Origin of the sequence: Streptomyces sp. NPDC029044, from assembly GCF_040637495.1 — a bacterium.
In the GTDB taxonomy this organism is placed as follows: domain Bacteria; phylum Actinomycetota; class Actinomycetes; order Streptomycetales; family Streptomycetaceae; genus Streptomyces.
The window spans coordinates 69,958-82,715 of the sequence record NZ_JBEZWN010000001.1; the positions used below are offsets into that span (position 1 = coordinate 69,958).

Consider the following 12,758-nt stretch of genomic DNA (forward strand, 5'->3'; position numbering starts at 1 on the left):
GAGGCGGCCTACGACGCCGGAATCACCGCCGACACCCGGAAACCCCCCGCATCCGTCGGCCCCGACACGAACACCCCACCCAACGCCGACACCCGCTCCTTCATCCCCACCAGCCCATTCCCCCCGGACGGCAACCGTGCCGACGCCGCCGCCTCCTCCGGCGGCTCGTTCTCCACCTGCATCGCGATCTCCGACACCCGATGTGCCAACCGCACATACGTCTTCGCCCCGGCCGCGTGCTTGTGGACGTTCGTCAACGCCTCCTGCACCACCCGATACGCCGTCTGCTCCACCAACGGCGCATACGACCGGACATCCCCCTCCACCGACAACGCCACCACCATCCCCGCGGCAGCCGACTGCCCCACCAACTCCTCGATCTCCGCCAGACACGGCCCCTCGTCATCCGCCGCCCGCGAAGCCGCCGCCGCGGCAGCCACCCCCACCGCCACCAGCGGCACCGACGCGGCAGACTCCCGCCGCCCCTCCCCGCCACTGCGCAGCACCCCGAGCATCTCCCGCAGCTCCGTCAGCGCCTGCCGCCCCATGTCCCCCACCAGCGCGGCATTCCTCACCGCCTTCTCCGGATCCTTCCGGGCAACAGCCTGAAGCGCAGCCGCATGCACCACCATCAGACTCACCCGATGCGCGACCACATCGTGCATCTCCCGCGCGATCCGCGTCCGCTCCTCGTTCCGGGCCCACTCCGCCCGCTCCTCCGCCCGCTCCGCGAGCAACTGAAGCTCCCGCTCCAGACTGTCCGCCCGCTCCCGCAAGCTCTCCATCAGCCGCCGCCGCGCCCCCACGTACAGCCCGAGCAGCACCGGAGGCGCCGTGAAGCCCAGCGACATCGTGATCGCAGCGAAGGGGACGAACCAGTCCCCTATGTCCAGGTCACCCCGGGACATGTCCTGCCGCGTCTTCACGAACGTCACGATCAGCGTCCCCACCAGCGACATCCCCGCCAGCGAGCCGATGATCCGCCGGGGCAGCTCGGCCGCGGCCAGCGTGTACAGGCCGACGACGCCCATCAGGAAACCCATCTCGGCGGGCGTGATGGCGATCGACACCAGCACCACCGCGATCGGCCACCGCCGCCGCACCACCAGCACGGAACCGGCCAGCAGCCCGAACACGACCCCCGCCGCCACCGGGATCCCGGCGTCCCGCGCGAACGGAATCCCCTCCAGCGCACACTCCAGCGCGGACACCACGGCCAGGCTCACATCGAACACGGCGCTACGCCGCCTGGCCCACCACCAAGGCCCTCCCCGGGCCGTCACATGGTCTTCCCCCGTCGCGGTCATGCCTCCCAGCCTACGGGCGGCCCCCGCCGGTTTTCCGGTGAGTTTCCCGGACTGGCCTACACCACACACGGTGACCGTTCGGCTGCGAAACCGCCCGATATCCCTCGAACTGCTGAATCGCTCACCGTTCGACCCCGGAGCCCACCATTCCGCCCGGACGGTATGCGTATGACACATGCACCCGGCAAGTACGCGGACTTCGAGGGACTACGGGAGAGGGCGGTGGCGCTACGCCGAGAGGGCCTCAGCCGCCGCCAGATCCGAGACCGCCTGCACGTCGACAACAACGACATCCTCAACCGACTGCTGGAGGGCGAACCCCCACCGGCCTGGACGAAGCGCCCGAACGCGAAGGACGACCTCCGCGAGAAGGCCCGGGAGCTCCGGCTTCAGGGCTGGACGTACGACCAGATCCAGGTCGAGCTGGGGTGCTCGAAGAGCTCGATCTCATTGTGGGTACGGGACCTGCCGAAGCCGGAGCGCAAGCGCAGCACCGAGGAGGCGTCGGCTATCGCCCGGCGAGGCTGGGAAGCCGCACTGCAACGTCGCGAGGATGAGCGCCGGCACGCGAAGGAGGCCGCCAAGCATGCGGTCGGCGATCTGTCCGACAGGGAGGTGTTCCTGGCCGGAGTGACCCTCTACTGGGCCGAGGGAGCCAAGGACAAGCCCTACAGTCGCCGCGAGAGGCTGCACTTCATCAACAGCGACCCGAACGTCATCAGCTTCTTCCTGCGCTGGCTCGACGTACTGGGCGTGGAGCGCGAGCGCCTGCGCTTTCGGGTGAGCATCCACGAGTCCGCCAACGTGGCGAGGTCCGAGACGTTTTGGGCCGCCTTGGCAGGTGTCGAGCCCTCGACATTCCAGAGGGCCACCCTCAAGAGACACCATGCGAAGACAAGCCGAAAGAACACCGCGGACGCGTATCACGGCTGCTTGATCGTGTACGTACTCAGGAGCGCCGACCTGTACCGTCGCATGGAAGGCGCCTGGTACGGCATAGTAGGAGGCGCTGCTCGACGACCTGGCTAGATGTCCGGTTTAGTCGAGTTCGTTCCCCCGTGGTGTAATTGGCAGCACTGTGGCTTTTGGTGCCATCTGTCCGGGTTCGAGTCCTGGCGGGGGAGCACATGCTCAAGTTCGGGCCCTGACCGGCGGCAGCCAAGTCAGGGCCCACGCTCATGCCCCCCACAAAACCCCCCGGTATCCTGCGGATGTCACCCCACCCCATCCACAGCCGAAGGGCATCCCGTGAGCGCCAACCGCCCGGCAGCCGTCGTCGTTCTCGCAGCGGGTGAGGGCACCCGTATGAAGTCGGCCACACCCAAGGTCCTGCACGAGCTCTGCGGTCGCAGTCTCGTGGGTCATGTGCTCGCCTCCGCCGGCGAGCTCCAGCCCGAGCGCTTGGTCGTCGTGGTCGGCCACGCCCGTGAGAAGGTCACCGCCCACCTCGGTGAGATCGCCCCCGACGTCCGTACCGCCGTACAGGCGGAGCAGAACGGCACCGGGCATGCCGTGCGGATGGGCCTGGAGGAGCTGGGCGGGTCCGTGGACGGGACGGTCGTGGTCGTGTGCGGGGACACTCCGCTGCTGACCGGTGCGACCCTGCGGGCCCTCGCCGACACCCACTCCGCCGACGGCAACGCGGTCACCGTGCTGACCGCCGAGGTGCCGGACGCGACGGGGTACGGGCGGATCGTGCGGGACGACGCCACGGGTGCCGTCACCGCCATCGTGGAGCACAAGGACGCCACCGAGGCGCAGCGGTCGATCCGTGAGATCAACTCGGGTGTGTTCGCGTTCGACGGTCAGCTGCTGGCGGACGCGCTGAAGAAGGTGCGGACGGACAACAGCCAGGGTGAGGAGTACCTGACCGACGTGCTGGGGATCCTGCGTGAGGCGGGGCACCGGGTGGGGGCGTCCGTGGCCGGTGATCATCGTGAGATCGCGGGGATCAACAATCGTGTGCAGCTCTCGGAGGCCCGGCGGATCCTCAACGACCGGTTGTTGACCGAGGCGATGCTCGCCGGTGTGACCGTCATCGATCCCGCGACGACCTTCGTCGATGTCACCGTCACGTTCGAGCAGGATGCCGTCGTTCACCCGGGCACCCAGCTGCACGGCACGACGCATCTCGGCGAGGGCGCGGAGGTCGGGCCCAACTCGCGGCTGACCGACACCCGTGTGGGTGCGGGGGCGCGGGTCGACAACACCGTGGCCGCGGGCGCCGAGATCGGCGCGGACGCGACGGTGGGGCCGTTCGCGTATCTGCGTCCGGGGACGCGGCTGGGTGTGAAGGGCAAGATCGGTACGTACGTGGAGACGAAGAACGCGTCGATCGGGGACGGGACGAAGGTGCCGCACCTGTCGTACGTGGGTGATGCGACGATCGGTGAGCAGACCAACATCGGTGCGGCGAGTGTGTTCGTGAACTACGACGGGCAGGACAAGCACCACACGACGATCGGTTCGCATTGCCGGACGGGTTCGGACAACATGTTTGTGGCGCCTGTCACGGTGGGGGACGGTGCGTACACCGCTGCGGGGTCGGTGATCACGAAGGATGTGCCGCCCGGTTCGCTGGCCGTGGCCCGTGGTCAGCAGCGGAATATCGAGGGTTGGGTGGCTCGTAAGCGTCCGGGGAGCGCTGCCGCGAAGGCGGCGGAGGCGGCTTCCCGGGAGTCGGCCGGCGAGGGCTGACCGGAAACCGATGCCTCAAACACGGCGTACGGTGATAAGTGCACAACCCGCACCCCCACCAGCTGAGACGGCCTCCGGCAAGCCGGCTGCGAGGTCTCTCGCCACCCAGCTGCGACACCTCTGAGGAGACAGTGCTGTGACCGGGATCAAGACGACCGGCGAGAAGAAGTTGATGTTCTTCTCCGGCCGCGCCCACCCCGAGCTTGCGGAGGAGGTCGCCCAACAGCTGGGTGTCGGGGTTGTCCCGACGAAGGCCTTCGACTTCGCCAATGGTGAGATCTATGTGCGTTATCAGGAGTCGGCGCGTGGTGCCGACTGTTTCCTGATCCAGAGCCACACGGCTCCGATCAACAAGTGGATCATGGAGCAGTTGATCATGATCGACGCGTTGAAGCGTGCGTCGGCGCGTTCCATCACGGTCATCGTGCCGTTCTACGGTTACGCGCGGCAGGACAAGAAGCACCGTGGGCGTGAACCGATTTCGGCGCGTCTGATCGCGGACATGATGAAGACTGCCGGCGCGGACCGGATCTTGACCGTGGATCTGCACACGGACCAGATTCAGGGTTTCTTCGACGGTCCGGTGGATCACCTGTTCGCGTTGCCGCTGCTGGCGGACTATGTGGGCCGGAAGGTGGACCGGGAGAAGCTGACGGTCGTGTCGCCGGACGCGGGCCGGGTGCGGGTCGCGGACCGCTGGTGTGACCGGCTGGGTGCGCCTCTGGCGATCGTGCACAAGCGGCGTGACAAGGACGTCGCGAATCAGGTCACCGTCCACGAGGTCGTGGGTGAGGTGAAGGGTCGCGTGTGTGTCCTGGTGGACGACATGATCGACACGGGTGGGACGATCTGTGCCGCGGCGGACGCGTTGTTCGCACACGGTGCGGAGGACGTGATCGTGACGGCGACTCACGGTGTGCTGTCGGGTCCGGCTGCGGACCGGCTGAAGAACTCGCGGGTGAGTGAGTTCGTGTTCACGGACACGCTGCCGACGCCGGGTGAGCTGAGCCGGGATCTGGAGAAGATCTCGGTGTTGTCGATCGCGCCGACGATCGCGAGTGCGGTGCGTGAGGTGTTCGAGGACGGTTCGGTGACGAGCCTGTTCGACGAGCAGTAGGCACCTGTGGTGGTGTTTGGGTAGATCCTTTTGGGTGCGGCCTCCCTTTCCGAGTAGACTGCTGAAGTTGCTCGGCGAGGGAGGCCGTTTCCGTTTCCGGATGCGGTGGTCCGTTATCGACGCGCTCTTCGTAGCAGGCCGTTCGTGGCCGGGTGACCACGTCCGTTTCTGACTTCGAGGAGTGACCATGTCCGAGGTGAAGATCTCCGCCGCGACGCGCACCGAGTTCGGCAAGGGTGCCGCGCGCCGTATCCGTCGTGAAGACAAGGTTCCGGGTGTCCTGTACGGGCACGGTTCGGACCCGCTGCACCTGACCCTGCCGGGTCACGACCTGCTGATGGCGCTGCGTACGCCGAACGTGCTGATCGCGCTGGACATCGACGGCAAGTCGAACGAGCTGGCGATTCCGAAGTCGGTGCAGCGTGACCCGCTGAAGGGCTTCCTGGAGCACGTGGACCTGCTGCTGGTGAAGCGCGGCGAGCAGGTCACGGTCGAGGTCCCGGTGCACACCGAGGGCGAGCTGGCCCCGGGTGGCTTCCTGCTGGAGCACGTGCTGAACGCGCTGCCGGTCGAGGCCGAGGCGACCCACATCCCGGAGTCGGTGACCGTCTCCATCGAGGGTCTGGCTGCGGGTGACTCGGTCCTCGCGAAGGACATCAAGCTGCCCAAGGGCACCACGCTGACCGTCGAGGACGACACCGTCGTCCTTCAGGTTCTGGCCGCGCAGGCCGAGGAGGCCCCGGAGGGCGAGGAGGCCGCTGAGGAAGAGGCCGCCGAGGCCTGATCCTCTGCGTCGTCGTTTCGTCGGCCGCTGTTCCCGTGCGGGGCAGCGGCCGACGCGTATGAAGGAGACATGGACGTGACGACCGATGCCGCCGCTCCCTGGTTGATCGTGGGGCTGGGCAATCCGGGGCCGGAGTACGCGGGGAACCGGCACAACGTGGGTTTCATGGTGGCCGATCTGCTGGCGGACCGGGTCGGGGGGAGGTTCAAGCGGGCCGGGCGGGCGCAGGCGCAGGTCGTGGAGGGCCGGATCGGGCCGCCGGGGCCGTTGAACCGGCGCGTGGTGTTGGCGAAGCCGATGTCGTTCATGAATCTGTCGGGTGGGCCGGTGAACGCGCTGCGGGATTTCTACAAGGTGCCGGTGGCTCATGTGGTGGCGATTCATGATGAGTTGGACATCGATTACGGGGTGCTGCGGCTGAAGCTCGGTGGTGGCGACAACGGGCACAACGGGTTGAAGTCGATGACGAAGGCGTTCGGGGCGGATTATCACCGGGTGCGGTTCGGGATCGGGCGGCCGCCGGGGCGGATGCCGGTGGCGGATTTCGTGCTGAAGGATTTTGCGTCGGCGGAGCGCAAGGAGCTGGACTACTTCGTGGACCGGGCGGCGGACGCGGTGGAGTGTCTGGTGATCGAGGGGCTGGAGCGGGCGCAAAGCACGTACAACTCCTGACTTGTCCCCCGGCTAGGTTGACGGGCCGTTCAGGCATGGCCAATGATCCCGGCCATGCCTGCCCATGCCACCCCTTCGTCCCCGGCCTCGGCCGTCGTGTTGCGGTTCGGGCGGTTCGCTGCGATGGCTGCGGTCGCGGTGCTGATCCTGATCGCGGGGGTGTGGGCGTCGTGGGGTACGGCGCAGCACGTGATGCTGACGAAGGGCCGGGAGCGGGGCACGGTCGAGGTGGCGCGGTGCGGGCCTGACGTGTGCTGGGGGCGGTTCGCGCCGTCGTCGGCGGGTGCGCAGCCGCGGTCGCGGGTGGTGCTGGAGAAGTCGGTCGCGGTGGAGAAGGGCCGGACCTACGCGGTGGTGGTGAAGCCCGGCGGTGACGACGCGGTGCGTTCGGGGCCGGCGGGGGTGTTGTACGCGTGGGTTCCGCTGGGTGGTGCGCTGTTGCTGGCGTCCGTCGTGGTGGCGGGTGGTCTGTTGCGGACGCGGGCGGCGTGGGTGCTGGCGTTGTCGGGGGTGGCGTTGCTGACGGCGGCATTCGTGACCGTCTGAGGGTTGGGGCGTTCTCTCCTTCTGTGGAGGGACGAGCGTTGTGTGTTCGTGATTGACGTGTCGGCGGCCGGGGCTGGAAGCTGAGCCGCCCCCTCCACATCTTCCCGGTCACTTCTCGAAGATGGACTACCTCGCCATGCGAACCCTCTCTCGTCTCGGCGCTGTGTGCGCCGCCGCTTCCGCGGTCCTTCTGCTCGCTCCGGCCGCTCAGGCCAGTCCTCCCGGTGACAACGGGACGGTGAAGATCCATGACGCCTCGACGGGTGAGGAGCTGCGCCGTAACGAGCCGCACGTGTGCATGTTCTACCTGGATGCCTTCGGTTTTGACGGTGGTCAGGAGGTGGACTGGCACATCGATGCGATCCCTCCGAGTGAGAACAAGGGGGAGACGGTGAAGTCGGGTGCGCTGACGCTGGACGCCGAGGGTCACGGCCGCAGTGCGGACCTGTCGCTGCCCGACGGGCACTACAAGCTGTTCTGGACCTTTGAGGGTGAGAAGGGTTCGGCCAAGCACAAGGTGTTCTGGACGGACTGTGAGGACGAGCAGGAGCCGGGTGGTGCGACGCCGTCCGGGTCGGCTTCGCCGTCGTCCTCGCCGGGGGCGTCCGAGGCACCGTCGGGTGAGCCGGGTGGGTCGGCGTCGCCGAGTTCGTCGGTGGGCGGGGGTGTGCCGGCGTCCGCGTCGCCGTCCCCGCAGGGCGGTACGGACGGTGACCTGGCCGAGACGGGCAATGGGGCCCCGGTGGGTGTGCTGTCGGGTGTGGCGGCGGCGCTGCTGGCGGCGGGCGGTTTCCTGGTGGTCCGGCGCCGGCGGGCCGGCCGCGGCTGACGTACGGCACGAGCGTGCCCCCGAACCTGTGCGAGGTTCGGGGGCACGGTCGTGTGCGGGGCTGGTTCAGCCGGTGTTGCGCAGGCCGGCTGCCACGCCGTTGACGGTGAGGAGCAGGGCGCGGGCGAGGAGCGGGTCGGGCTGTTCGCCGGCGGTGGCCGCGTCGCGCTGGCGCTTGAGCAGGGCGACCTGGAGGTAGGAGATGGGGTCGAGGTAGGCGTCGCGGATGGTGAAGGTCTGCTTCAGTACGGGCGCGGCGTCGAGGAGTTCGGTTTCGCCGGTGACGCGCAGGACTTCGCGGATGGTCAGTTCGTGCTCGGCCTTGATGGTGTCGAAGACGTGCTTGAGCTCGTCGGGGACGAGGGTGTCGACGTAGTGCTGGGCGATCCGCAGGTCGGTCTTGGCGAGGGTCATCTCGACGTTGGAGATGAAGTTGCGGAAGAAGTGCCACTGCTGGTGCATCTCGTCGAGGACGGTGTCGAGGCCGGCTTCGCGCAGGGCCTTGAGGCCGGAGCCGACGCCGAACCAGCCGGGGACGATCTGCCGGGACTGGGTCCAGCCGAAGACCCAGGGGATGGCGCGCAGGCCGTCGAGCGAGACGCCGGAGCCAGGGCGGCGGGAGGGCCGGGAGCCCAGGTGCAGGTCGGCGAGCTGGTCCACCGGTGTCGACGCGAGGAAGTACGTCGGCAGGTCGGGGTCCTCGACGAGGCGGCGGTAGGCGGCGTGGGCGGCGTCGGAGACGACGTCCATCGCGGCGTCCCAGCGGGCGAGGGCCTCGTCGGACTGGCGGGGTGCGGTGTGCAGGGCGGACGCCTGGAGGGTGGCCGCGACGGTCAGCTCCAGGTTTTCCCGGGCCAGGGAGGGGATGAGGTACTTGTCGGAGATGACCTCGCCCTGCTCGGTGACCTTGATCTCGCCCTCCAGGGTGCCCCAGGGCTGGGCGAGGATGGCGTCGTGGGTGGGGCCGCCGCCGCGGCCGACGGTGCCGCCGCGGCCGTGGAAGAGGCGCAGGCGTACGCCGTAGCGGTGGGCGACGTCGCGCAGGCGGCGCTGGGCGCGGTGGATCTCCCACTGGCTGGTGGTGATGCCGCCGAACTTGGAGGAGTCGGAGTAGCCGAGCATGACCTCCTGGACGTCTCCCCGGAGTGCGACGAGGCGCCGGTAGGACGGGTCGGAGAGCATGTCTTCGAGGATGGTGTCGGCGGCCTTGAGCTCGTCGGTGGTCTCCAGCAGCGGGACGATGCCGATCTTGGCCCAGCCGGCGTGGAGGTCGATGAGGCCTGCTTCGCGGGCGAGGACGGCGGCGGCGAAGACGTCGTCGGCGCCCTGGCACATGGAGATGATGTAGGACTCGATGACCTCGGGTCCGAAGACCTCCAGGGCGCGCTTGACGGTGCCGAAGACGCCGAAGGTCTTCTCGCCGGGTGCGTCGACGGGGGCCGGGGTGGGCGCGAGCGGCCTGCGGGAGCGGAGTTCCTTGGCGAGGAGCTTGGCGCGGTAGTCGCGGGGCATGTCGGCGTAGCGCCAGGATTCCTCGCCGAGCCGGTCGAAGAGCTGGCCGAGGGCGTGGTGGTGGGCGTCGGCGTGTTCGCGGACGTCCATGGTGGCGAGCTGGAGGCCGAAGGCGGCGAGGGTGCGGATGGTGCGGGCGAGGCGGCCGTCGGCGAAGAGCCCGCCGCGGTGCTCGCGCAGGGAGCGCTGGATGATCCGCAGGTCGTCGAGGAGTTCGCTGGTGCCGAGGTAGTCGCGGCCGTCGCGGTGGGCGGTGCCCTTGGCGAGGCGCTTCTTGGTGTTCTCCAGCTTCTGCCGGATGCAGGTGGCCTTGAGCCGGTAGGGCTCTTCGGCGTTGAGGCGCTTGTAGCGGGGGCTGATCTCGGGGAGGTTCTCCAGGTCGGCCTGGAGGGAGGTCAGCAGTTCCTCGGTGGCGCCGGCGTAGCGGATGGAGTTGGACAGGAAGCCGCGGAGTTCGTCGATGGTCTCCAGGGCGTCGTTGATGCCGTGCTCGTGCTGGAGGATCAGGACGTCCCAGGTGACCTGGGGGGTGACGTTGGGGTTGCCGTCGCGGTCGCCGCCGATCCAGGTGCCGAAGGTGAGGGGGCGGGTGTCGTCGGGGAGCTTGACGCCGGCGCGCTCCAGTTCGGCGGTGAGGTCCTCCAGGACGTCGCCGACGGCGCCCGCGTGCAGCTCGTCGAGGTAGTAGATGGCGTTGCGGGCCTCGTCGGCGGGCTCGGGGCGCACCACGCGCAGTTCGTCGGTCTGCCAGACGAGGTCGATGTTCTCGGCGAGGCGGGTGTCCAGGCGGCGCCGGTCGGATTCGATGACCGGGGTCTCCAGGAGCGCGGCGATGCGCCGGAGCTTGTTGAGGACGGAGCGGCGGGCGGCCTCGGTGGGGTGGGCCGTGAAGACGGGGCGGACGTTGAGGTTGCGGACCGTCTCGCGCAGGTGGTCGGGGTCGGCGTCCTTGAGCCGGTCGGCCGTACGGGCGAGGAGTCCGCCCTCGGCGGCGCGGCGGGCGCGCAGCTCGCGGCCGCGGTGGACCTGCTCGGTGACGTTGGCGAGGTGGAAGTAGGTGGAGAAGGCGCGGACCAGCTTGGCCGCGGTGTCGAGTTCGGTGCCGCGCAGCAGCTCGGCGGCGGCCTCGCCGTCCTCTCGGGTGAGGCGGCGGACCTTTTCGACGAGTTCCAGCAGCTCGGGGCCCTCTTGGCGGACGAGGGTCTCGCCGAGGAGGTCGCCCAAGCGGCGGATGTCGGCACGCAGCTCACTGCTCGTCGTCGTGGTCTGGTCGTCGGCACTGCTCACAGGTGCGGCTCCTTGCAGTGTTGAAGCTCGTCTGGGAGGGGAACCCGGACGGCGTCTCGCGCGGCGGGGCGCCGCATACGGATCGGACATCCGGGAAGAAATCAGAGCGGACCGCGCTGTCCGACCGACTCCAGGATAGGTGTCGGCCGGGACGCGCAGGCTCGCGGGCTCTTGCCGCCGGGCAACGCACTGCCATACTTACGATGCCGTAGGTTACGGACCCGTAGGAAGCACGTCACGGTTCCCGCGCTCCGGCCACTCCTTCTCCATCCACTTACCCCCCAGGGGACGCGTATGACCAGTAGCTCCGACGTGATCGACACCGCCCCAGAGGCGCGCGGTCAGGCCACCGACGCCGCATCCGCCACGCTGGGCGGCGAGAAGAAGCGGTCCATCGAGCAGGTCGCCCTGCTCCTCTTCATCACCGTCCCGTTCGTCGCGCTGCTGGCGGCGGTTCCGCTGGCGTGGGGCTGGGGGGTGAGCTGGCTGGACCTCGGTCTGCTGGTCTTCTTCTACTACCTGGGGTGTCACGGCATCACGATCGGTTTCCACCGTCACTTCACCCACGGGTCCTTCAAGGCCAAGCGGCCGCTGAAGATCGCGCTGGCGATCGCGGGGTCGATGGCGGTCGAGGGTCCGCTGGTGCGCTGGGTGGCCGATCACCGCAAGCACCACAAGTTCTCGGACGCGGAGGGTGACCCGCATTCGCCGTGGCGGTTCGGGGAGACCCTTCCGGCGCTGATGAAGGGCCTGTGGTGGGCGCACATCGGATGGATGTTCGATGAGGAGCAGACGTCGCAGGAGAAGTACGCGCCGGACCTGATCAAGGACAGGACGCTCCGTGCCATCTCCCGTCAGTTCGTCTGGTGGACGGTGCTGTCACTGGCGCTGCCGCCGCTGATCGGCGGTCTGGTCACGATGTCCTGGTGGGGCGCGTTCACCGGGTTCTTCTGGGGTTCGCTCGTCCGGGTGGCCCTGCTGCACCACGTGACCTGGTCGATCAACTCGATCTGTCATGCGGTCGGCAAGCGGCCCTTCAAGTCGCGCGACCGTTCGGGCAACGTGTGGTGGCTGGCGGTCCTGTCGTGCGGCGAGTCCTGGCACAACCTGCACCACGCCGACCCGACCTCGGCGCGTCACGGCGTGATGCGCGGCCAGCTGGACTCGTCCGCCCGGCTGATCCGCTGGTTCGAGATGGCGGGCTGGGCGTACGACGTGCGCTGGCCGTCACGCTCGCGTATCGATTCGCGCCGTAACACCGGGGAAGGCGGCTCCCCGCGCGGGAAGGAGCCCGTCGAGGCGGCATGATGGTCGCTGTGGCGACCGACTCGAACAGCACCCCAGGCAACGACAAGCCGCGGCGAGCGCGTCGCACCCGGATGACCGGTGCCGAGCGCCGTCAGCAGTTGCTGGAGATCGGTCGCACGCTCTTCGCGGCGAAGGGGTTCGAGGGCACGTCGGTGGAGGAGATCGCGGCGAAGGCCGGGGTCTCGAAGCCGGTGGTGTACGAGCACTTCGGCGGCAAGGAAGGGCTGTACGCGGTCGTCGTGGACCGCGAGATGCGACGTCTGCTGGACATGGTGACCAGCTCGCTCACCGCCGGTCACCCTCGCGAACTGTGCGAACAGGCGGCGTTCGCCCTGCTGGACTACATCGAGGAGTACACGGACGGGTTCCGCATCCTGGTGCGTGACTCCCCCATCCCCCAGTCGACGGGTACCTTCGCCTCGCTGATCTCGGACATCGCCACCCAGGTGGAGGACATCCTGGGCCGCGAGTTCAAGAGCCGCGGCTTCGACCCCAAGCTGGCGCCGCTGTACGCCCAGGCCCTGGTCGGCATGGTCGCCCTGACCGGCCAGTGGTGGCTGGACGTGCGCAGGCCGAAGAAGGCCGAGGTGGCCGCGCATCTGGTGAACCTGGCCTGGCACGGCCTGGACGGGATAGAGGCCAAGCCGCACCTGATAGGGCGCCGCAAGGCCTGAACCCCTGACGCTGCCGCACCGCCCG

11 protein-coding genes and 1 tRNA gene are annotated in these 12,758 nt (G+C 68.7%); 10 read left to right on the top strand and 2 right to left on the bottom strand.

The window, feature by feature from the left end:
• Window positions 1–8 precede the first annotated feature (8 nt).
• Complete coding sequence (locus AB0E85_RS00300; RefSeq protein WP_361920902.1) at window positions 9–1,307, bottom strand: histidine kinase; 1,299 nt, start codon at window positions 1,305–1,307, stop codon at window positions 9–11.
• A gap of 168 nt (window positions 1,308–1,475) precedes the next feature.
• Here AB0E85_RS00300 and AB0E85_RS00305 point away from each other — a divergent pair, with 168 nt between their 5' ends.
• From AB0E85_RS00305 to AB0E85_RS00340, 8 genes are all read left to right on the top strand, one after another.
• Window positions 1,476–2,336, top strand: coding sequence for a hypothetical protein (locus AB0E85_RS00305; protein WP_361920903.1), 861 nt, complete (start codon window positions 1,476–1,478; stop codon window positions 2,334–2,336).
• A gap of 23 nt (window positions 2,337–2,359) precedes the next feature.
• Window positions 2,360–2,431, top strand: a tRNA-Gln gene (locus AB0E85_RS00310).
• Between the two features lie 124 nt (window positions 2,432–2,555).
• Window positions 2,556–4,004 (top strand): bifunctional UDP-N-acetylglucosamine diphosphorylase/glucosamine-1-phosphate N-acetyltransferase GlmU, encoded by a 1,449-nt coding sequence (glmU, locus tag AB0E85_RS00315; RefSeq protein WP_361920905.1) that lies wholly within the window; start codon window positions 2,556–2,558, stop codon window positions 4,002–4,004.
• A gap of 136 nt (window positions 4,005–4,140) precedes the next feature.
• On the top strand, window positions 4,141–5,121 hold the full coding sequence (locus AB0E85_RS00320; protein ID WP_033312075.1) for a ribose-phosphate diphosphokinase: 981 nt from the start codon (window positions 4,141–4,143) through the stop codon (window positions 5,119–5,121).
• A gap of 187 nt (window positions 5,122–5,308) precedes the next feature.
• Window positions 5,309–5,905, top strand: coding sequence for a 50S ribosomal protein L25/general stress protein Ctc (locus AB0E85_RS00325; protein ID WP_361920907.1), 597 nt, complete (start codon window positions 5,309–5,311; stop codon window positions 5,903–5,905).
• Window positions 5,906–5,974: 69 nt separating this feature from the next.
• Window positions 5,975–6,577, top strand: coding sequence for an aminoacyl-tRNA hydrolase (pth, locus tag AB0E85_RS00330; RefSeq protein ID WP_361920909.1), 603 nt, complete (start codon window positions 5,975–5,977; stop codon window positions 6,575–6,577).
• 42 nt (window positions 6,578–6,619) lie between these two features.
• Entirely contained in the window at window positions 6,620–7,123 is a 504-nt protein-coding gene (locus AB0E85_RS00335; protein ID WP_361920910.1) for a hypothetical protein, read from the top strand.
• Between the two features lie 136 nt (window positions 7,124–7,259).
• On the top strand, window positions 7,260–7,952 hold the full coding sequence (locus tag AB0E85_RS00340; protein WP_361920911.1) for an LPXTG cell wall anchor domain-containing protein: 693 nt from the start codon (window positions 7,260–7,262) through the stop codon (window positions 7,950–7,952).
• A gap of 66 nt (window positions 7,953–8,018) precedes the next feature.
• On the opposite strand, the gene ppc is transcribed toward AB0E85_RS00340, so the two are convergent.
• A complete protein-coding gene (gene ppc, locus AB0E85_RS00345) occupies window positions 8,019–10,751 on the bottom strand; it encodes a phosphoenolpyruvate carboxylase (RefSeq protein ID WP_361920913.1) in 2,733 nt (910 codons plus the stop codon).
• 294 nt (window positions 10,752–11,045) lie between these two features.
• Here ppc and AB0E85_RS00350 point away from each other — a divergent pair, with 294 nt between their 5' ends.
• Together AB0E85_RS00350 and AB0E85_RS00355 are read left to right on the top strand one after the other, a co-directional pair.
• Window positions 11,046–12,059, top strand: coding sequence for a fatty acid desaturase (locus AB0E85_RS00350; RefSeq protein WP_361920915.1), 1,014 nt, complete (start codon window positions 11,046–11,048; stop codon window positions 12,057–12,059).
• Entirely contained in the window at window positions 12,056–12,733 is a 678-nt protein-coding gene (locus tag AB0E85_RS00355) for a TetR/AcrR family transcriptional regulator (protein ID WP_361920917.1), read from the top strand. The genes AB0E85_RS00350 and AB0E85_RS00355 overlap by 4 nt, the downstream gene beginning before the upstream one ends.
• The last annotated feature ends 25 nt before the right edge of the window (window positions 12,734–12,758 follow it).

What these genes read in the sequence shown, in the direction of transcription:
- AB0E85_RS00300 (WP_361920902.1), bottom strand. Translation starts at nt 1,307, where the DNA reads ATGACCGCGACGGGGGAAGACCATGTGACGGCCCGGGGAGGGCCTTGG.
- AB0E85_RS00305 (WP_361920903.1), top strand. Translation starts at nt 1,476, where the DNA reads ATGACACATGCACCCGGCAAGTACGCGGACTTCGAGGGACTACGGGAG.
- AB0E85_RS00325 (WP_361920907.1), top strand. Translation starts at nt 5,309, where the DNA reads ATGTCCGAGGTGAAGATCTCCGCCGCGACGCGCACCGAGTTCGGCAAG.
- pth (WP_361920909.1), top strand. Translation starts at nt 5,975, where the DNA reads ATGGACGTGACGACCGATGCCGCCGCTCCCTGGTTGATCGTGGGGCTG.
- AB0E85_RS00335 (WP_361920910.1), top strand. Translation starts at nt 6,620, where the DNA reads ATGATCCCGGCCATGCCTGCCCATGCCACCCCTTCGTCCCCGGCCTCG.
- AB0E85_RS00340 (WP_361920911.1), top strand. Translation starts at nt 7,260, where the DNA reads ATGCGAACCCTCTCTCGTCTCGGCGCTGTGTGCGCCGCCGCTTCCGCG.
- AB0E85_RS00350 (WP_361920915.1), top strand. Translation starts at nt 11,046, where the DNA reads ATGACCAGTAGCTCCGACGTGATCGACACCGCCCCAGAGGCGCGCGGT.
- AB0E85_RS00355 (WP_361920917.1), top strand. Translation starts at nt 12,056, where the DNA reads ATGATGGTCGCTGTGGCGACCGACTCGAACAGCACCCCAGGCAACGAC.